The organism is Acetobacter sacchari (assembly GCF_017377715.1).
Lineage (GTDB): Bacteria > Pseudomonadota > Alphaproteobacteria > Acetobacterales > Acetobacteraceae > Acetobacter > Acetobacter sacchari.
On sequence record NZ_JAFVMF010000001.1, the window covers coordinates 168,162 to 188,133 of the forward strand.

Sequence of the window (19,972 nt, forward strand, 5' to 3'; positions counted from 1 at the left end):
TGGACCGTGCTTCGACCCGCTATAAAAGCGCTTCGGGGAACAGGGTCGCATGAAGAGGTCAGGAAACACCGCTTTGTCAGCCGTTCTGGCGCATCTCTCCGATCCGCATCTGCCGTTACGGACATATCCCGGCGTACGTGAATTGATGAGCAAGCGCGCCCTGAGCCTGCTGTCGTGGGGGTTGCGCAGACGGTTCGTACACCGCGAAGGACCGCTGGCCGCCGTGCTGGCGGATATCGAGGCGAGCGCGGTCGACGCTCTGGCCGTGACCGGCGACCTGACCAATCTGGGCACGGGGTCCGAATTTCGCGCCGCCGCGGCATGGCTGCGACGCTTCGACCGACCTGTCGCGGTCATCCCGGGCAATCATGATGCGATGGCGCCGATTGCATGGAATGAGGGGCCGGGTTTGTGGGCGGATCTGGGAGGCATGGCCGATCCCGGCGAACCAGCCGTCATGACGGTCGGCCGCGTGGCGCTGGTCGGCATCAACTCCGCTATTCCGACTCCGCCCTTTATGGCCGGAGGACGAATCGGCCGGGATCAGGCGGAGCGGCTGATCGCGACATTGCACCGTCTTCGGACCGAGGGGTTGTGCCGGATCGTGATGATCCACCATCCGCCGCGCCCCGGTCTGGTGGTTCCGCGCAAGGCTTTGTGGGATGCGGGGATGTTCGCGGAGGCGATAGCGGAGGCGGGGGCGGAGCTTGTGCTGCACGGCCACTCTCATCGCGGCACCGACAGCGTCGTGCCCGGTTCCGACACGCCGCTGATCGGCGTAACGTCGGCGTCGCATAGCCCCGGTAGGCTGGATCGGGCGGCTGGCTGGAATCGGATCGTCGTCGAGCCAGTGGAGCGTCGCGCCGATGTCTCGGGCGTCGCTGACGCGTCGCTCCCAAGCGGTCGGCCTGCGTCTTCTCCTGCCGGTTCGGGTCTCGCCGCATGGCGGATTGGCGTGGAGCGACGGAGACTTGGGACCGACGGCCAGCTTCACGTGCTGCCCCTTCTTGAATTTCTTCGCCCATGCGTCGAAAGCGGCATATCGTGACGCGCCAATCGCGTCTTTACGAGCCGCCTTTCGCGCGCGTTCCAGCGCTGATCCGTCCGAACACGCTCGATTCATACCTGCTCGCACAGGCCGTGCCTCCGTTCACGATCGCCTTGTCGGTCGTGCTTATCGCGTTATTGCTGGAGCGTTTGCTGGTCCTGCTGAACCTTCTGGCGGCGGAGGCGAGCCCGTTCTCGACGCTGCTTCGGCTGCTCGCCGATCTGTTGCCCCACTATATGGGACTGGCGCTTCCCGCTGCGCTTTGCGTGTCGATCTTCGCAGTCGTGCGCCGGATGAGCGACACGAACGAACTCGACTCCCTGATGAGCAGCGGCGTATCGCTCCTGCGTGTCTGTCGCCCGTTCGCCGTCGCGGGGGCTGCGCTCGGGGTGATGTCCATGTTGCTCTACGGCTATATCCAGCCGCACGCGCGGTACCAGTTCCGGGAGGGGTTCTATCTGGCCAGCCACGCGGGATGGGCGCCCGTGTTGCAGCCGGGCGTCTTCGCAACGCCGTCTCCCACCATTTCGTTGAGAGCCGATGGCGTCAGTCACGACGGCACGGATCTGACAGGCGTGTTCATCCGCGATACGGGCGACGGGCGTGAGCGTGATATCGTCGCGAAGCGCGGCCACGTCCGCGTAAACACGGCGAAGGCCGAAGCCCAGATCGATCTGACGGATGGCTCCATCCTGACCATCCCGCCAAAAGGCGAGCCGAGCGTCACATATTTCGATCACGCGACCCGCCTGATCAGTCATGCCCAGCAATCGCAGTTCCGCAATCGAGGCGATGACGAGCGTGAGTTGACGTCGGGCGAGCTGTCGCGGGAGTTGCATCGTGACGCCCGCGCCGCCAGGGGCCTCGTGGACACAGTCCCGCCGCCATCCGCTTCACAGCAACAGTTCGCTTCGGAAGACATCCCGCCGCAAAGCCTGCGGGCGGAGCTGAATTTCCGACTGGCTCGCAGCCTGTCCATTCCCTTCATCCCGATCCTCGCCGCCTCGCTGGCCGTCCTTGGCAAACGCAAGCGGGGCAGCGCCGGGCTGGCCGTCGCGGTCGTCATCCTTGTGACGTATGACCACGCGCTGCAATTCGGAGAAAGTCTGGTGGCGACGGGACGCAACTCGCCGCTCCTCGTCATCTGGGCGCCGACGCTTCTGTTCTGTGGCGCCTGCACGGCGTTGATTCTGGCGCGGGCGGACATGATCGCGCCGGCGAATCTTCGGGCGGCCCTGCAGGACGTCGCCCGGATGCGTCTATTCCGACGACGGTTGTCGGGCGAGGCTCGATGAACGCCCCGCGACCCCGGTCAGGCGGGCCGCGCCATGTGTTGCTGCGGTATCTCTCCCTTCTGCTTACGACCCGCGTGGCCATGTGCTGCGCGATTCTGATCGCGCTGATGGAACTGCTCGGGTTGCTGGAGCAGATGACGCCGATCCTGCGTCGTCATCTCGGCGTGACAGGCGTGCTGACCTACATGACGCTGCATCTGCCGCTCATGCTCCAGACGGCGCTGCCGCTCAGCGTGCTCGTCGGAGCGTTGCTGATGTTGACCCAGATGACCGTCAGCAATGAGACGGCGATCCTGCGCGCCTCCGGGCTTTCCACTCTGGGTCTTGTCTTGCGTCTGGCGCCAGCCACGCTGGCGCTTGGCCTGTTTGGCGTGGTGGTGGAGGACCAGCTTACGCCCCGGTCCGAACTGGCTTTGGCGGCGTGGTGGAGTCACAGCGACCCGCACCCGGAAGACGGACGCTCTTTCTGGTTCGCTGTTCCCGGAGACGCATCGCGAAGTGGAGGCGTGGCCAGCGAGCTGGCGCATGTCGGGTATGTCAAGGACGTGGGTAACAGTGCGTTTGGCGTCGACTTGTACGACAGGGACGCGGAGGGCAGACTTCTTGGCATGACCCACGCCGCGCGTGCGACGTTTGGCGAGAACGGCTGGACGTTGTGGGAGGTGAAGCGTTCCGTCGTCGCGCCCGACGGCGACGCCGCGCGGGTGCAGGTGAGCACAGAGCCACAGGCGCGCTGGGGCAATACCTTCCGCGCCAGCGACATGCTGCGCCTGTCCATGGACACCGCGCCGTTGTCGTCGCTCGACATCTGGCGGGCGCTGGACGGTCGGGTGGCGACCAGTCTGGCTCCCGGTTACCTGCGCGCCGCGCTCATCGAACGTCTGCTGCGTCCGCTTGCATTGCTGGTCATGCTTTTGCTTGCGACGCCGGTGGTCTATATCCCTCCGCGTACCGGGATGCGCAGCTGGCTGCCCGTCTGGTGTCTGGGGGGCGGACTGCTCTTCATCATCGTGCAGGGCATGTTCCGCGCGATGGGCAATGCGGGGCTTCTTCCTGCCCCGGTCGCGACCGTTCCCGGACTGCTGATCTTCACCATGGCGGCGGGCGCCGTGCTTTTGAGGAACGAAGAGCAATGAGCGGGACCTTGCGCAACTCGACCATCCGGTCCGGGCGCAGCTTCGATCTGGGTAAGATGAACCTGCGGCAGCTTTGGGTCGCGTATCTCACCTACCCGACCATCCTTCTGTATTTCGCGCTTGCGCTTGCGAGTCTGATTCTGGCGGCGCGCAACTTCGCCGGGTGGGGGGCTACCTGCGTTTCGATTCTGGCGGTCGTGCTGATCTATCCGGTCGTCTGGTATCTGCTGCACCGCTATGTGCTGCATGGGCAGTATCTCTACAAATCGCGCTGGACGGCGGGGTTCTGGAAGCGGATTCACTTCGACCACCATCAGGATCCGCATCTTCTGGACGTGCTGTTCGGAGCGCCGGCGACCACTCTTCCGACCATCGCCGTGATCACGATTCCGGTCGGCTGGATGATCGGCGGTCCCGGCGCGGCGGCCACAGCGTTCGGAACAGGGGTCGTGATCACCTGCGTCTATGAATTTTTTCACTGCATCCAGCATCTGAACTACAAGCCGAAAGCCGCGTGGATACAGCGCATGAAGGCGCGCCACGTCCTGCATCACTTCCATGACGAAGACGGCAATTTCGGCATCACGAGCTATGTGGTCGATCGCGCGCTGGGCACCTACTACGTTGACGCCCGCGCCCGAACCCGCAGCCCGAGCGTCTTCAACCTCGGCTACAACGTGGACGAAGCCAAACGTTATCCGTGGGTCATGCGTCTGACGGGCTCCGCGCCGAAAGACCGTCCGGATGGAGCGCGTGGCGACAGTGATGCGCCGCGCGGCGCGGGAAAACACGCGTGAGGCGCTTCGCGTGACTGCGCCGCCGCGCGCCGCAGAGCCGCTTACCGCGCTCGTTCTGGCCGGTTCACGCGCTGGCGCGGCCGACCCCATGGCTGTGGCGGCGGGGCTTTCGCACAAGGCGCTGATTCCCATCGCCGGACGGCCCATGATCTCTCACGTCATCGACACGCTTCTCGCCACGCCCGGCGTGGGTCGCGTGGTCGTGTGCATCGAGACTCCGGAGGCGTTGACCGGGGTTCTGCCGCCGGGCGTCGAGACCATGACGGCGGCGGCCGGGCCAAGCGCTAGCGTTCTGTCTGCTCTGGCGGCTTACGGCGCGCCATTGCTGGTGACCACGGCCGACAATCCGCTGTTGCGTCCGGCCTGGGTGCAGGCGTTTCTGGACGGGGCTGCGGGCGCGGACGTTGCGGCCGGCGTCGCGGGCGAGGCGGCTGTAATGCGGGACGTGCCCGGCACTAAGCGAACTTTTATACGCTTGTCGGACGCAGCGTTCTCCGGCTGCAATCTGTTTCTGTTCCGCACGCCGGGCGCTGCGCGCGCGGCGGCGCTGTGGCGGCGGATTGAACGCGAGCGCAAGCACCCGTTGCGGATGGGCTGGCTTCTTGGTCCCGGCGTTCTGCTGCGGGTGTTGACCAGACGCCTGACCGTGCGTGCGCTGTGCGAGCGGATCGGACGTCTGACCGGGGCGGAGGCTCGCCTTGTGTTCATTCCGGACGGTCGCGCCGCCGTGGACGTGGACAAACCCGCAGATCTCGAACTAGTGAAAGCGTTGATGGCCGCTGAGGCCGCCTGACCCGAGATTACGGGTGAGGTTCGCACGCGTCCTGGCCTTCGTCTTCCCTGTCGTTGCAAAGCCAGGAAAACGTGCGCTGGCGCCCGGCGCGTCTACCGCTGCGCCGTTTTGCCTTCAATGTGCGTGCCGGTGATGCAGGTCCGGGTAGTGAGGGTGCCGGTGGGTCATGGGCTGGTGGCGGTGCCAGTGCGTATGTGGCTCCCCCGGTGGATCGTTTGGTCCATGCGTATGCTGGTGGTGCTCGTCGTGAACGTGGCGGTGGCTATGCTCCAGCGCCTCATGGGTGTGTTCGTGGTCGTGCCGCTCGACGAGATGCAGATACAATCCGACGCCCATTAGAAGGGCCGCGGCGCCAAGCCGCCATGTCATGGGCTCGTCGAAAAGCGCAATCGCCAGAATTACGCCGATAAACGGCGCTGCGGAGAAATAGGCGCCGGTCCGCGCTGCGCCGAGATGGCGTAGCGCCAGTACGAAGAGCACAAGGCTAACGCCGTATCCGAGGAAGCCAATCGTTCCGGCTGCCGCCAACTGGGGGAGCGGAGGCAGGCGCGCTCCGCTCGACAGCGCAAGAGACAGATTCACGGCGCCAGCGACCAGTCCTTTGAGCATGGCGATCTGCACAGGGTCAGATGAGGACAGTTTGCGGGTCAGATTGTTGTCGAGGCCCCAGGCGACGCACGCGCCGACGATGGCGAGGGCGCCCAATCCCAGACCGTCTTCTGTCCCTGCGCCGCCCGCGCCCTGCCACGAAAGAAGCGCCGCGCCGGAAAGAATTGCGAGAGCGCCGAGCAGCAGGCGTCGGTCAACGTTCTCCCGGAAGGCGAGCCAGGCGATCCCCATCGTCGCAAGACCTTCGACGTTGAGGAGCAGGGCGGCGCTGGAGGCGGGCGTATGCGAAAGCCCCAGCATCAGCAACAGTGGGCCTGCTACGCCGCCACAGAGAATGACCAGTGCGAGCCATGGCGCGTCGCGGCGCTCCAGCGGCGCCTCGGCGGGCGCATCGCCTCTGGCGCGCAGAATGAGGTGAAGCGCGGCGAGGCCGATCCCCGAGCCGAGATACAGCAATCCGGCGAGAAGCCACGGATTCACGCCGGCGCCGAGGAGCATCTTGGCGAGCGGCGTGCTGGCCCCGAAGAGTCCCGCCGAGGCGATTGCTAAAGTGGATCCCGACTGAACTTTCATACGACCTCTCCTCAGGTGTCAGGGCGCATGCGGCTGCGCGCTCCGACCCGGCGGTCAGGTCTTCGTCCTGACGACGGGCGGTTGCGATTCAGCCTGCCGTTCCACCAGCTTTCAGGGCCTCGTAGTTTTTCTCGAACAGGGCGAGCAGATGGCGCGCGGTGCGTTCGTATTCCGCGCTGTCAGACCAGCTTCGGACGGGGTCGAGCACCTCTGCTGGAACTCCTTCTACAGCTTTCGGAAGCGAGAGACCAAAGAGCGGCTCCGCCTCGAACTCTCCACCGGTCAGACCCCCGCCAAGAATCGCGGCGAGGATTGCCCGCGTATGTGCCAGCGACATCCGCTTGCCGACGCCGTATGCGCCCCCGGTCCAGCCGGTGTTCACCAGCCAGCATGTCACGTCCCCGCTGGACAGGCGCTGCTTGAGCAATTCGCCATACACCTGAGGCGGGCGCGGCAGGAACGGCCCGCCGAAGCAGGGGGAGAAGGTCGCCTGCGGCTCGCGCCCCAGCCCCTTTTCGGTGCCTGCGATTCTGGCGGTGTATCCAGAGATGAAGTGGTACATCGCCTGATCAGGCGTAAGCTTCGCCACCGGCGGCAGCACCCCGAATGCGTCCGCCGTCAACATGATGACGTTGCGTGGTTGTCCGGCGCGGCTGCCGAGGCAGATATTCGGCACGAAGTCGAGCGGGTAGCACGACCGGGTGTTCTCCGTCTGGGAAGAGTCGGTGAGGTCGAGCGCGCCGCCGGAGCCGATGGCGACGTTCTCCAGCACAACGCCGAAGCGGTGAGACGCCGCCCAGATATCGGGCTCGGCTTCCTGATTGAGGTCAATGACCTTGGCGTAGCAGCCGCCTTCGAAGTTGAAGACGCCCTCGTCCGACCAGCCGTGCTCGTCATCGCCAATCAGTGGACGTGCACGATCGGAGGACAGGGTCGTCTTGCCCGTTCCCGACAGCCCAAAGAACAGCGCAACGTCGCCATCGACGCCGACATTCGCCGAGCAGTGCATGGGCATGACGCCCTTGGCGGGAAGCAGCCAGTTCATGACGGTGAAGATCGATTTCTTGATTTCGCCGGCGTACTGCGTCCCGGCGATGACGACCAGTCGCTGGTCGAGGGAGAGAGTGACGGCCGTGGAACTGCGCACCCCGCATGTCGCGGCGTCGACTTCGAACCCCGGCGCATGCAGGATCACCCAGTCGGGCTCGAAGCCTTCAAGTTCGGCGTCGGACGGGCGGATGAACATGTTGCGGGCGAACAGGGCCTGCCAGGCGTTCGTCGTCACCAGACGCACGCGAATCCGGTGGGCTGGGTCCGCGCCTGCGTAGAGATCCTGCGTGAACAGGGGCTGGCCGGCCAGATATCCCCGCACCTGATCGGCGAGGCGCTGAAATTGCGCCGGCGCAAGTTTCTGGTTGATATCGCCCCACCAGACCTCGTCGGTCGAGGCGGGTTCGTCGACGACGAACTTGTCTTTGACTGATCGTCCTGTGTGTTCGCCGGTGTGGGCCACCAGCGCGCCGTCGGCGGAAAGACGGGCTTCGCCGCGTCTGACGGAATGCTCGACCAGCTCCGCAGCTTTCAGGTTGGCGAAAACTTCAGGAACGTTCTTCAGGCCGGTTCCAGCCAATACGTCGCATGCATTCTGGGGGGCGGTGGCATTGTTCATTGATTATTCCTCGCCTGATGGACGTTCGTCTGCGGAAGCCGGCGCCGACGGAACAAGGCGAAGACGGTAACATCTCGATTGCGAAGAGTCTTGATTTACGCGTGTGGGGCGCAGTTCCGTCGACGCATAGCATCACGCTTCTGGCGTGGAATATGCCTGCTAGCGGTCGAAATCCGCCGCTATGGGGAGGTGCCGGAGCGGATGCGCTCGGAACATTCCGCTGTGTGCGAAAATTGACGATGCAGCGTGATGGATTGCGGCGCGCGGGCTTGTTTCCGCGCGCCGCAACATGTTGATCTGTCAGCCGGTCAGATCGGAGCGAATGCGGCTCTGGCGACGACGCGGCGCGTCAGCCGCGCGCGGAGCGCGCGCGGCGCCAGCGGCAGTTTTCAACGCCGGAGCGGCGGACACTTCAGCTTCAAGCTGGGCGATGCGCTTGCGCACGCTTTCCCGCAGGGCGGGGGCCGTGTGCGACTTCATCGACGCCAGCGTTTCCTTGAGATCGCGAAGTTGCTTCTGTTTTTCCTCGAGCGTACGGCGGATCGGCTGATTATCCGAAAGCTGACCATGAAAAGAACGCATGACTGAATAACCTATCAGGCAGGACAAAAGGATGACGTCCCGCAGAGTGGGGACAAAACGACGAACAACAATTTAAGAAACAGGGATCGCCGGGAGCGTTTTACGATAACCGACCCTGCCGATCGGCGCCTCGAAAGACGACGCCTCCGGTCTGGTCCCTGGTATGCGCCCGACTTTCATCAGCCGGGCGTCCGCGCTCAGGAGTTGCTGAGCAGTATGCCCCTGAGCGAATCGAGCAATGTGGCGCATTGCTCGTCGGCGCCGACCGTCACCCTGAGCCAGGGGGCAGTGCGCGGGCCTTTCAGATGGCGCACGATAATCGCCCTTTCTCTCAACGCGGCAGCCAGATGGGCTGCGTCACGGTCCGGGTGTCGAGCGTACACAAAGTTGGCGGACGAAGGCAAGACCTCGAACCCGAGCTCTCGCAATCCGCCGGACAACTGCTCACGTGTCGTAATCACCCGCGCGACCGATTCGCTGAACCAGTTCTCGTCTTCTATCGCAGCCTGCGCGCCGACCTGTGCGAGGCGATCCAGCGGATAGGAGTTGAAGCTGTCCTTGACCCGGACGAGCGCCTCGATCAGCGCAGGATCGCCCAGAGCGAATCCTACACGCAGTCCGGCGAGCGCGCGCGACTTCGACAGGGTCTGCACCACCAGCAGGTTTGGATGCCGACTGATGAGCGAGACTGCAGATTCCGCGCCGAAATCAACATATGCCTCGTCCACCAGCACGACACGTGACGGATGGGCCGTCAGCAGCGTCTCGATGGCCGTGAGCGGCAAAGCAATTCCGGTCGGTGCGTTGGGGTTGGCGACGATCACGCCGCTGCACGGGCGGGCGTAATCTTCCACGCGCACACGCATGGCCTCGTCGAGCGGGATCTGTTCGAACGGCAGGTCGTAAAGACCGCAATACACCGGGTAGAAGCTGTAGGTGACGTCAGCAAACAGCACCGGGTCGCCGTGATCGAAAAACGCCTGGAAGGCGTGCGCGAGAACTTCGTCCGAGCCGTTGCCGACGAACACGTGCGCGGCAGTCAATCCGACGCGGTGGGCGATAGCATCGCGCAGAGCTGTGGCTTCAGGATCCGGGTACAGGCGCAGGTCGTCGCCAGCAGCCTCCCGGATCGCCGCGATTGCGCGCGGGGAGGGGCCGTAAGGGCTTTCGTTCGTGTTCAGCTTGATCAGGTCGGCGATCTTTGGCTGCTCGCCGGGAACGTAGGGCGTCAGGCGACGTACCAGAGGGCTCCAGAGTTCGCTCATCGCGCGGTTCCGTCGCCGAGCAATTCCTGCATCGGCTCGGATCCAAGAGCGACGGCGATATCGCGGGCGTCACGCCCCTCTCCATCGCGCAGGGTCGGGTTCGCGCCCGCCTCGATCAGCAGCTTCGCCATGTCCAGCCGTCCGAACATAACCGCGAACATGAGCGGCGTACGCCCGACCTCGTTCGCTGCGTCGACCTGCGCTCCCGCTTCCAGCAACATGCGGGCGATCTCGATCTCGCCCTTGAACGCCACGCCTGCGAGGGCCGTGGCGCCCTTGGCGTCGCGCAGGTCGATCGTAGCTCCTGCGTCGAGCAAGACTTTCGTGGCCTCCGCATGGCCGTTGTAGGTGGCGAGGATCAGCGCCGAGTGGCCTTTTTCGTTGGAAAGGTCTGGACTCAATCCCGCCGCGACGAATTCCTGCACCAGATCGGCCTGTCCGTCGCGCGACGCGTTGAGAAACAGCGCCTCGACCTCGGCCAGATCGAACGCCTGTTCTTCGGACGCAGTGGCGTCAGGCTTCCCTGTCCCGGCGTCGTGCTGACCTGTCATGGGCGCTCTCCTTCGCAAACTGTGACGCCGCAACGCGGCGGCGACAGGCGCCCATCTTACCGTATCCGCAGCCAAGTTGCGAAGAGTCCGGCTTTCGGGAGGCGCCAGGCTGCTCTTGCGTCGGGGAACTCAGGTCAGCGAGATCAGGCGTGTCTCGCCGAACGACAGGGGCGTGAATGCGTCAGGGGGTAAGCCAGCCCAGGCGGCCGTGTCCGCCAGGCAGCGTTCGGGCTCCCCGAGTGGTTCCCGTGACAGTGGAAACGTGCCGAAATGCATGGCGACCGCCTTCTTCGCCTCCAGCGTAAGAAAAGCCGCGACCGCCTCCACCGGGTCGGCGTGGACCCTGTGAAGGAAAGAACGCGGCGAATAGGCGCCGATCGGCAGCAACGCCAGATCGGGCGCGCCGAGTCTTTCTCGGATTTCCCGCCAGTGCGGGCCGTGGGCTGTGTCACCCGCGAAAAATATGGAGCGCGGACCAACGTCGCCCACAGCGGGCAGGTTCAATGTCAGCCCGCCCCAAAGGCGTCGCCCGCCGTCGAAGGGCGTCCGCTGCGCGAAATGACGCGCCGGCGTGCAGGTCACGGCGACGTCGCCGAAGCGCATGCTGTCCCACCAGTCCAGCTCGGATACGCGCCGAAGCCCCGCCTTCGCCAAAAGGTCGCTGTTGCCCAGAGGCGTGATCACGGCCGGATCATCCCGACGCGCGATGGCGCGAAGGCTGGGCAGGTCGAGATGATCGTAATGGCAGTGAGAGATGAGCAGCACGTCGATCTTCGGCAATTCCGCCAGCGCCCGCCCCGGCGCACGCAATCTGCGGGGACCGATGAAAGAGAACGGAGAGCAGCGTTCCGAGAAGATCGGATCCGTCATGACCGTCAGCACGCGTCCGCCGGGCAGCGGCGCCCGCAGCAGGAACGTGCAGTGCCCGATGAAAGTGATGCTGATCCGCCCCGGCTCCGGCGTCGTGAACGGGTCTCCCTGAGGCGGAGGATCGATGATCCGTTCCGGTTTGTCGGTCAGAGAAGACAGCGCCCAGCGCAGGAAACGCGTAGGTTTGACGCGCCTCGGTCCGTCAGGCGACCCACGTTCGATGAATTCCGGGTCGTCCGGCTCTTCCGGCCATGCGTCGGGTCGCGGCGCTGGCGCCCAATCCTGCGGGAGCGGAGGGTTGAAGAACGCCAATCCGTCGGAATGATCGGAAGGCCGATGAGGTCGGAGCGTCATTCCGACCAGCATGCCCGATCCCGCGCCGCAAGGCGAGGGAGGGGGGCGACGCTTGCCGCCGCCGTGTCTGCGCTTGTGCGTCAACCGTTGAGGCCGCTTTCCTCACGCACGAAGCCGCCGTTTTCGAACGGAGTTTTAAATATTATTTCGATATGGGAATATAATAAAATTCCTTAATCATATCGATATTTTCTTCTTCGTATTCGCGTTTGCACGGACGCAGCGTGTGGGAGCGTTGGTGTCCAACACCTGTCATAACACGTTGGCGTCTTCGTTCCGCGCACGAAAATAACGTTCGATCTCGCGGCGTAGGCGAGGTTTGTTTCCGGCCAGTTCCCACGCCTGCCAAACGTTGCGCTTCAGATCCTCGTCTGGGTCGAAGTGATTGCGCGCAAGAATGTCCCAGCGACTTTCATAGGCCCGATCGCGCTTGGCTCCATGGAAGCTGTGTTCGATCGCTCCGCCAAGCGCGCCGATATTTCCGTTGATTGCCTGCATCGCCCGCGACTGCCAGCGCAGGACGTGGCGCTTGTAACCCTCCGAAATATTGCCAGGATAGGATTCCTGCGCTCGGCCGATCAGTCCCAACGCCATATGGTGATCCGCCGAACCCAGCGCGGCCATGTCGAGAAGGCCGCCTGTGGCTTCAAGCGCCGAACGCGTGGCCGCCCACGCATAGCCGGGATGCGCAAAGCGATACGGCGACCGGTGCGCGCGTGGCCCTTGCATGATCGGTTCACCGTCCATCCAGAGACGGCAGAACGAGCGGTGAAGCTGCATATGCTCGCGGTTGGGGCCAAGATCGTAGCAGTCGGACCAGGGTTGGATCACGTCGAAAAGTTGCAGCGCCTCCACTGTCTCGCGCGCCCAGTCCGGTTGGCGAAAAAATACGTCGCTGTCGATCCAGGCGACCGTACGCCAGTCATGGGGAAGACTGGCGATACCGATATTCAGCAGGCGCTCCTTCTCCCACACCATGGAGTTCGCGCGCACGCCGACATGTCGGACGCCGGGAAGCTCGCAGGTGAACGGTCGGTCGCCGTACTGGCACTCGACGACGGTGAGTTGCGATCCGCTGTCGAGAATGTGCTGTGCCCACTCACGATAAATGCGATCCGGGGTTCGCCAGCGTAGTGGATTCGAGCGGGAAGTGACGACGTGCAGTTGCGAAGAATGCATTCAGGAAGACCGGCAATGGAGGGAAGGGAGCGCGGCTGCGCGGGGCGTTATTTGGTCGCCAACGGGATGGGGTCGTCCGGGCGGGACGCGATTGCGAGGATAGCTGTCATCACGTCCGGACCGACGGGGCGGGCAGATTTTGGCTCGCGCCCCCGTATCAGGGTCACAGGGGCGCCAGTTCCGCCTGAAGCGAGGCGATGACCCCAAACCTCCGAGGGGCTCCAGGCGAACAGGATCGGCTGCTTCACACATGTCGTGACGATCTGAAGCGCCCTGACATGCCTCGGACGCTGCCGGGCGCATCCGTCCCCATTTCGCGGGCAGAACTATCGTGAAATACTGGGCGCCAGTTGAAAACTCAGGAACGCCCATACGTATGACTGTTACGCAGGACGCAACGCCACCCGCACGCAAGTCGCCACGCTTCGGCGTTTTCTCTCAGGTCGCGGTGGCGACGGTGCTGGGACTTCTGGCCGGTCTGCTAGATCCGGCCTTCGCCGAGCAGACGCGCTGGCTGAGCGCGCTGTTCCTGCGCCTGATCGTCATGGCGGTCGGGCCGTTGCTGTTCTGCATTATCGTAACGGGCATCGTCAGCGCGGGCTCGCTGCGTACCGTCGGGCGGCTGGGTTTGCGTGCGCTGCTCTATTTCGAGGTCATGACGACGGCGGTCCTGTTGCTTGCGGTCGGCGCGGCGTTGCTCATCCATCCCGGGGCAGGCGTCGATTTTCACGCGACGGAAGCGGACGCGCAGGCGGTGGCGTCGTTCGCTGGCAATGCGCATCTGTTGCACAATGGCGGCGTCACCGGTTTTCTGATGGCTCTTGTGCCGCGTTCACCCGTTTCGGCTTTCGTTGACGCGAATATTCTACAGATTCTCGTCTTCGCCATCCTGTTCGGCTGCTGCCTCGCGCAGATCGGGCCAGCAGGAGCCCCGCTCATAAAGCTGACAGACAGTCTCACCGCGCTCTTTTCGCGGATGATGCGCTATATCATCGCGACTGCGCCTTTGGGGGTGTTCGGCGCCGTGGCGTCCACGACCGCGCAGTACGGGCTCGAGGCGATCGAGAGTCTTGCAGCGTTCGTGCTGATATATTGTGTTGCGATCACAGTGTTCATGGTTGTCGTGCTTGGCGGGTGTCTGCTTGCCTGCGGGATCAATCCTCTGCGTTTCATGCGTTACCTGCGCGAAGAGATCGTCATCGTCGCCGCCACGACAAGTTCGGATTCGGTGTTGCCCAGCGTCATGGCCAAGCTGGAGCGTATGGGCGTGTCGCGTCAGGTCGTCGGACTGGTGACGCCTGCCGGATATTCTTTCAATCTTGACGCGCTGTCGATTTATCTTGGCTTTGCGGTCGTGTTTCTTGCGGAGGCGACGCACACGCCTCTGGGCTGGGGTCAGATGTTCGCCATGCTCGCGACGGCGCTTATCACGTCAAAAGGCGCGCATGGCGTGCCGGGCGTCGCCATCGTGGTGCTGGCGGCCACGCTGGGCGCCGCGCCTTCCATCCCGGTGGCGAGTCTTGTGCTGCTTCTGGCGGTCGACTGGTTCGTCGGCATTCCGCGATCCGTCGGCAATCTGATTGGAAATTGCGTCGCGCCTGTAGTCATCGCGGCATGGGAGGGCGCGCTGGACCGGGAGCAGGCGCGGCGGACGCTCGGCGACGCTTAGGGCAGGGTGGGACGTTTGACGACCGTGGTCGTGGTATAGGAGGGGTTTTGGTCTTCTGTTGGATAAATTTTTTGAAGTATTTAAAATATACTGAAAATATTAATGTAAAAAATGTGCGAATCCGAAAATGAAATTTTCTTCTTCGTGCGTTTGCGTTTTTCGTCTGACCCGGTATTTGGCCGTATGCGGCGGAAATAATTGATCGGGTAGCAATATTCCCTCAACTACAGAGGATGTGCCTCTACGTAAGTCAAGGCGAGTCGAGGACGAAAATCTCCAGAATTCTCGCTGGGTTCCGGCGTCATGTTGCTTATTCCGGCGATGGTTCTTCGACAATGTGCGTGTGGCAGTTTTTTTGGAGAATTTTTGATATCTGGCTCGTCTACATCGGAAATTTTCCACATGGGTCCACTCTCCTGAAAGTGAACGCAAAGATATGCCTTCCCTACGGATCCAAGTGTCACCAATGCAATAGCCTGGGCGCCGGACGCCGTTAGTACCGAAGCAGAAATGTGATTTCTCCATTCGGTTTCATCATAATCCTGGACTTTTAGAAAATAATCGGCGCTTTCTGCAAAACCGTTCGCTCGATACGTCGAACGAAGTCTCTTCATCAGATTTGGTTTGACCTAATCTGTAATTTTCGATTCCAACAAAGCGGGTTGCGCTGCTCCAGATTGATCCAGATGCCAATGGTAGAACGCACCCGCTTGCGCGGCTGGCGTTATGACTTGGGCGAATGCAACCGCCGACAGAGGATAGAGGCAGGCGAGAGTGGTTAAAGAGGGGAACGTGAAACGCATATCTCACCTGTGGCGGCAACAGCCGCACTGCATTCCCTTCTCAGAAGAGAGCAGGCCTTACGACATCACGGCAGGTCTGCCCCAGGCCTGCGCAGCCCCTGTAAGTTCGATCACCCAGTTCGCGACGGCTTCGCCGAGCAGGCGGTAGCCGAAATCGCCCATATGCAGGCCGTCAGGCGACAGATCGTCCCGCGTCATCCCGTATTCGGCGCACCACGACTTCATGCGACCATAACGATCGAACACGGGCACGCCCAGTTCCCGCCCGAGCGCCGGGGTCGCGTCGCGAAACGCCGGGAATGCGGCGCATTCCTCCATCATCCGGCTCCATTGTGGCCCGATCATCGCCAGATCGGCGCCGCTCTCACGCAACGTCGACAGATCCTTGCGGGTCAGGTCCTCGAACTCGATCAGAGGGACGTTCTGCCACGCGTCGTTGGTGCCGCCCTGCCAGATCACGAGATCGGCGTTGGCGTTTAGAACCGGTTGCAGACGCGCGTGCATCTCGCGCGCGCCGTTGCCGCCGATGCCCAGATTGACGATCGTCAGTCCGCCTCTCGCAAAAGGCTCAAATGTCCGGGCGAAGATCGGCGCGAAACCATGTTCCGGTGAACTGGCGCCCACGCCTTCAGTCGTGGATGAACCGAACAGGCAGATAGTCACGGGTTCGCCAGCTTCAAGACGGCTGGTCAGGCGAGGAAAGAACGTCATCGGGAACAACTCTCCGAACTTATTGGAGAGGCTGAGGGCGGATACGCCCCGCCTTACGCCTCGACGGCCGGGCCTCCGCCGGATGCGGCGGCGCGCTGCCGCACGCGACGACGTTCATAAAACTGCGCGACAAGGAACAGAAGACCCAGCCCCACGCCGTTCACCACAATCTGAAGTGGCCACCCGGCTCCGAAGGTGGTGAAGACCAGTCTGCCGAACAGGTCGAGGACGGTGCCAGCCGTGAATATCTCGAGGGAGTGTCGTCCCGCCAGCGCCAGCGCCTGCCCCAGACGTGAGTGGGAGAGCGCCCGTGCGACGGACGATGACTGAACAAGATAGAAAATCGCCATCACGTCGAGCAGGCGCAGCGGCGCGAGGGTGCTTTTGTCTGGGGACGGCAATGCGAACGGCCGCAATTCGGGCAGCCCCCATTGCGCCCAGGGAAACGCCTCCACCAGTGAGAACGTCAGATAAAGCGCGGCGGCGACCTTCAGCCAGCGATACGACGGCAGGTCGCCCCCGTGCCGCCCGGCCTCAATCGCTGCGGAGGCTCCGAGAACGAACAGGAACTGCCACGCCAGCGGGTCGAAATACCACCCGTCGGGATCGAGCCAGTTAGGGAAATTCACCGTCGGGTCGACGTTGATCAGCAGCCATAGCCCGGCGCTGAGTCCGAGGGCGAGAAAGCGGTTGACCCGGATCAGCAGGTAGATAAGCGGAAACGCCCCGAGAAGCACCATATAGAGCGGAAGGATGTTGAGATTGGCCGGAAGGGCGTCGAGCAGCAGCACGCGCCACAGATCCGAAACCCCGTGGGCAAGTTCGGGCTCCAGAAAATCTACCGGCACCGGGGAGAACCGGCGCCATTCGCGAATAGTGAAAACTGACACAAGCAGCATCAGCGTCTGCGCCACATAGAGCTTGCCGCAGCGGCGGGCGATGCGGATCAGCGTGTCCCTGACGCCATTCCTGGCGAACCCGCGCCCGTACGCGAGCCAGGAGGCGTATCCGGCCAGCAGCACGAAGATTTCGGCCGCGTCGGCGAAACCTACGTTCCGCATGGTCAGCCGGTTCAGAAGATTCTGGGGAATGTGATCGACGAACATCATCAGCAATGCGGCGCCGCGCATGGCGTCGATGCGGTGGTCGCGACTACTGCTCCGCGGCCGGACGGAAAGCGGCTGCGGGGCGCTGCCCGGAGCGCCATCCTCCGTCGTATGGATCGTGCGTGGCGCTTCGTCCGCCACGTCGCCCGGCGAGGCTTGCGGGCCGGGCGTGGCGGGGACGTCGCGACTCAGTGTGGCTGTGGATGATTGGTCCGTCATATCCTGTCCTGAGCGGCGCGTCCCAGCAGATCGACCGGATCTAGGCCGGGCCGTGTGCTATTAAAAGGTATCGGCGACTTGAAAGCCAGTCTGGTTGCGCTTTCTTACAGCATGGATAACAGAGCGCGGGCGCGTGGGGACGCCCTGCCGCTCCGGCGTCCGTTCGAACGCGGGCATCTGAAGGTGAAATTAAGGTGGTGTTATGACCCAGCGTGGCGTTCCTGAACGAACAGAGGTCGAGGCTGTCCTCCGCGACGTCGCTGACGCGACGAGTGGTCGCGGCCTTCTCGATATCGCGCGCGTCGAGTCATGCGCCATTGTCGACGGACGCCTGCGTGTGGTGCTCGCTGTCGCTGCAGCCGACGCTGCGGCTGTGGATCGCCTCACGGGCGCGGCAGAGCACGCGCTGGACGCGGCGTTCGCGCCTGTGTGTTCTCAGGTCATGTTGACGGCCCACCGCGAGCAGACGCCCGCCCAGCGTCCCGTTGCGTCCGGTGGCGGACATCGCCCGCTCGGCGGCGTGGGCGGCGGCGCATCGTCGCTCGATGTCGGAGCGGTCATCGCCGTGGCCTCGGGCAAAGGCGGCGTCGGAAAATCGACGACCGCCGTCAACCTTGCGGTCGGACTGGCGCTGGAGGGGCTTTCGGTCGGTCTGATGGACGCGGACGTGCATGGCCCGTCTCTCCCCCGGATGCTCGGCGTCGCCGAACGCCCGGAGGTGCGCGACGGTCGGCTGATCCCTGCGCGCGTATGGGGGGTGTCCGCCATGTCGATCGGGATGCTGGTCGATGAGAATCAGGCCATGATCTGGCGCGGTCCGATGGTGATGGGCGCGATTGGACAGCTTCTCAATGACGTGGACTGGGGCAGGCTCGACGTTCTGATTATCGACATGCCGCCCGGCACAGGCGACGCGCAACTGACGCTCGCGCAGAAGGCGACGTTGACCGGCGCGATCATCGTCTCGACGCCGCAGGACATCGCGCTGCTCGACGCGCGGCGCGGCATCGCGATGTTTGAGAAGACCCGCGTGCCGGTGCTCGGGCTGATCGAGAATATGTCCTATTTCTGTTGCCCCAATTGCGGACATCGCACCGAACTGTTCGGCCATGGCGGCGCGCGCGAGGAGGCGGCCCGACTGGACGCGCCGTTCCTTGGTGAAATCCCGCTGCTTGCCGAAATTCGATCCAGCGCTGATTCGGGTGCGCCGATCGTGGCGGCCGCGCCAGAGAGTGAGGCCGCTCAAGCATATCGCAAGCTGGCGGCGACCGTGGCCGAGTCTGTCCGACGCACGATGCGCCGCGCTCCTGCGGGGGGGTAAGACTTGCTGCCCGGCAGACCGTCTTCACATCGGGGCATGTAACCATGGCGTCGGGCGGACGACGTAGGCGGCGTCGTGGACGTGCGCACCCACTGATTGCGCGGCTTCGCTTGAGTCAGTTCACACTGTGCCGCCGTTGTGATGACTGACGTCCGGGACCGGAGACTTTCTATCCCGGATGCACGGCGTCCGCAGCTTGGGCCTGGGCTCCAGCGTTCCGGTGCGCCCCGACGCAACTGACGACACTCAGTGCGACCAGAGTAAACGCAGCCGTTTCAAGTGCATGTGGCAGCCGCCTCTCCCACAGAAATCCGTAGATCAGCGCGAACAACGTCTCGAAGAGAATCATCTGGCCAGTGAGCGTGAGCGGCAGGAGGCGGCTCATGCGGTTCCACAGCGCGTTGCCCACGATGGACGCCAGAAACGCAACGCCCAGAGACACGAGGCCAAGCTGCGTCCATTCGGTCGCGTCGTGATGGGCGTGGTCGATTAGGAATGCGAGCGGAATTAGCACGAGGCTCTGCGCCCCGGTGACGACGCCCGTCAGAAAATTCCAGTCATGGGCGGATATATGGTCGAGGCGTCGTAGCCAGCGGCTGTTGCTGACGGCGTAGATCGTCCATGACACAAGTGCTCCAATGGCGCTCAGCAGCCCGGCCAAGCGCGCGGACGCTGGTATTTGCGACGGCGCAGCTACAGTCTGCCAGCCGATGCAGATCGCCCCGGCGGCGCAGAGCAGGAGCGATGGCGCCAGTTTCGCCAGCGAAATCGCCCCCTTGTCCCGGCTGCCGACGATCGTGACCGCGACGGGAAGGAACCCGATGACCAGTGACGTCATGGCCACGCCGCCACTCTGAACGGCGGTCGAGAGCAGCAGATAGTAGAGAATATTACCGGTGAACCCGAGCTTCATAAGCGCCAGCCACTCGCCAGCAGAGACCGTAGCCGCGAAGTGGCGCCACCGCGTCGCGAGCATGGCCGCCGAGATCAGCCCGTAAAACAGGTAACGTCCGCTCGTCAGGAACAGCGGATCGAACGTCCGGACCAATTCGGGCGCAAGAAACACCAGCCCCCAAAGCGCGCCTGCCCCAGCGCCGCAAATAACTCCAGCAAACGTGGCGTGGGAGTGGGCGGCTTCCGGCGCGGCGGAGGAGGTGGCGGTCATACCGGGTGTCCTGTTGTCTGCGGTGGGGCGTAACGTCGGTATTTTTTCATAGCCATGTCAGCATTGTCTTGCCGGGGCATTTGCACCGAATATTGGGTCGTTGGCCATGCTTCAGGCCGCCATTGTCCCGTGCGCCCTCGTGGGCCCCAGTGTTTCCGTTCGGAGGGGATACGTCCTGCGCCAGACGGGGCGCAGGCGTCGCGTTCAAAAGCAATTCTGCAATCGGCGTCCGCCAGCCGCAGGTTCGCCTGATTTTC

The 19,972-nt window shown here is 63.6% G+C and carries 17 protein-coding genes; 7 read left to right on the forward strand and 10 right to left on the reverse strand.

Annotated features, from left to right (window positions below):
* Positions 1-49: 49 nt before the first annotated feature.
* Genes J2D73_RS00730 through J2D73_RS00750 form a run of 5 tightly spaced genes read left to right on the forward strand, consistent with a single transcriptional unit; the run spans position 50 to position 5,069 of the window.
* Positions 50-1,048: a metallophosphoesterase family protein gene (locus J2D73_RS00730; protein WP_207878437.1), complete on the forward strand. Its 999-nt coding sequence runs from the start codon at positions 50-52 to the stop codon at positions 1,046-1,048.
* Positions 1,045-2,343, forward strand: a complete 1,299-nt coding sequence (locus tag J2D73_RS00735) for an LptF/LptG family permease (RefSeq protein ID WP_341534994.1) — start codon at positions 1,045-1,047, stop codon at positions 2,341-2,343. The genes J2D73_RS00730 and J2D73_RS00735 overlap by 4 nt, the downstream gene beginning before the upstream one ends.
* The gene (locus J2D73_RS00740) at positions 2,340-3,479 is read left to right on the forward strand and encodes an LptF/LptG family permease (RefSeq protein WP_207878439.1); all 1,140 of its coding nucleotides are present in this window, start codon (positions 2,340-2,342) and stop codon (positions 3,477-3,479) included. The genes J2D73_RS00735 and J2D73_RS00740 overlap by 4 nt, the downstream gene beginning before the upstream one ends.
* Positions 3,476-4,276, forward strand: a complete 801-nt coding sequence (locus tag J2D73_RS00745; protein WP_207878441.1) for a sterol desaturase family protein — start codon at positions 3,476-3,478, stop codon at positions 4,274-4,276. The genes J2D73_RS00740 and J2D73_RS00745 overlap by 4 nt, the downstream gene beginning before the upstream one ends.
* The gene (locus J2D73_RS00750; protein WP_207878779.1) at positions 4,245-5,069 is read left to right on the forward strand and encodes a nucleotidyltransferase family protein; all 825 of its coding nucleotides are present in this window, start codon (positions 4,245-4,247) and stop codon (positions 5,067-5,069) included. The genes J2D73_RS00745 and J2D73_RS00750 overlap by 32 nt, the downstream gene beginning before the upstream one ends.
* Before the next feature lie 114 nt (positions 5,070-5,183).
* Here J2D73_RS00750 and J2D73_RS00755 read toward each other — a convergent pair whose 3' ends face one another.
* The 7 genes from J2D73_RS00755 to J2D73_RS00785 form a co-directional block, all read right to left on the reverse strand.
* A complete protein-coding gene (locus tag J2D73_RS00755; RefSeq protein WP_207878443.1) occupies positions 5,184-6,251 on the reverse strand; it encodes a DMT family transporter in 1,068 nt (355 codons plus the stop codon).
* An 88-nt stretch (positions 6,252-6,339) separates the two neighbouring features.
* A complete protein-coding gene (gene pckA, locus J2D73_RS00760; protein ID WP_207878445.1) occupies positions 6,340-7,920 on the reverse strand; it encodes a phosphoenolpyruvate carboxykinase (ATP) in 1,581 nt (526 codons plus the stop codon).
* A gap of 300 nt (positions 7,921-8,220) precedes the next feature.
* Complete coding sequence (locus J2D73_RS00765) at positions 8,221-8,502, reverse strand: hypothetical protein (protein WP_086644098.1); 282 nt, start codon at positions 8,500-8,502, stop codon at positions 8,221-8,223.
* Positions 8,503-8,699: 197 nt separating this feature from the next.
* Positions 8,700-9,767: a histidinol-phosphate transaminase gene (gene hisC, locus J2D73_RS00770; protein WP_207878447.1), complete on the reverse strand. Its 1,068-nt coding sequence runs from the start codon at positions 9,765-9,767 to the stop codon at positions 8,700-8,702.
* Entirely contained in the window at positions 9,764-10,318 is a 555-nt protein-coding gene (locus J2D73_RS00775) for an ankyrin repeat domain-containing protein (protein ID WP_207878448.1), read from the reverse strand. Before J2D73_RS00775 ends, hisC begins: the two co-directional genes overlap by 4 nt.
* A 129-nt stretch (positions 10,319-10,447) precedes the next feature.
* Positions 10,448-11,626: an MBL fold metallo-hydrolase gene (locus J2D73_RS00780; RefSeq protein WP_243429508.1), complete on the reverse strand. Its 1,179-nt coding sequence runs from the start codon at positions 11,624-11,626 to the stop codon at positions 10,448-10,450.
* Between the two features lie 168 nt (positions 11,627-11,794).
* A complete protein-coding gene (locus tag J2D73_RS00785; RefSeq protein WP_207878450.1) occupies positions 11,795-12,721 on the reverse strand; it encodes a hypothetical protein in 927 nt (308 codons plus the stop codon).
* 376 nt (positions 12,722-13,097) lie between these two features.
* Here J2D73_RS00785 and J2D73_RS00790 point away from each other — a divergent pair, with 376 nt between their 5' ends.
* Positions 13,098-14,390, forward strand: coding sequence for a cation:dicarboxylate symporter family transporter (locus J2D73_RS00790; protein ID WP_207878452.1), 1,293 nt, complete (start codon positions 13,098-13,100; stop codon positions 14,388-14,390).
* An 860-nt stretch (positions 14,391-15,250) separates the two neighbouring features.
* Here the strand turns inward: J2D73_RS00790 and J2D73_RS00795 are convergent.
* Together J2D73_RS00795 and J2D73_RS00800 are read right to left on the reverse strand one after the other, a co-directional pair.
* Positions 15,251-15,904: an SGNH/GDSL hydrolase family protein gene (locus tag J2D73_RS00795; protein ID WP_207878454.1), complete on the reverse strand. Its 654-nt coding sequence runs from the start codon at positions 15,902-15,904 to the stop codon at positions 15,251-15,253.
* 53 nt (positions 15,905-15,957) lie between these two features.
* The gene (locus J2D73_RS00800) at positions 15,958-17,229 is read right to left on the reverse strand and encodes an OpgC family protein (RefSeq protein ID WP_207878456.1); all 1,272 of its coding nucleotides are present in this window, start codon (positions 17,227-17,229) and stop codon (positions 15,958-15,960) included.
* A 202-nt stretch (positions 17,230-17,431) separates the two neighbouring features.
* Between J2D73_RS00800 and J2D73_RS00805 the strand changes: the two genes are divergently transcribed.
* Entirely contained in the window at positions 17,432-18,550 is a 1,119-nt protein-coding gene (locus tag J2D73_RS00805) for an Mrp/NBP35 family ATP-binding protein (protein ID WP_207878458.1), read from the forward strand.
* 169 nt (positions 18,551-18,719) lie between these two features.
* Here the strand turns inward: J2D73_RS00805 and J2D73_RS00810 are convergent, their stop codons facing one another.
* Positions 18,720-19,715 carry a DMT family transporter gene (locus J2D73_RS00810; protein WP_207878460.1) on the reverse strand — a complete coding sequence of 332 codons (996 nt, stop codon included), beginning with the start codon at positions 19,713-19,715 and terminating at the stop codon, positions 18,720-18,722.
* Positions 19,716-19,972: the final 257 nt, after the last annotated feature.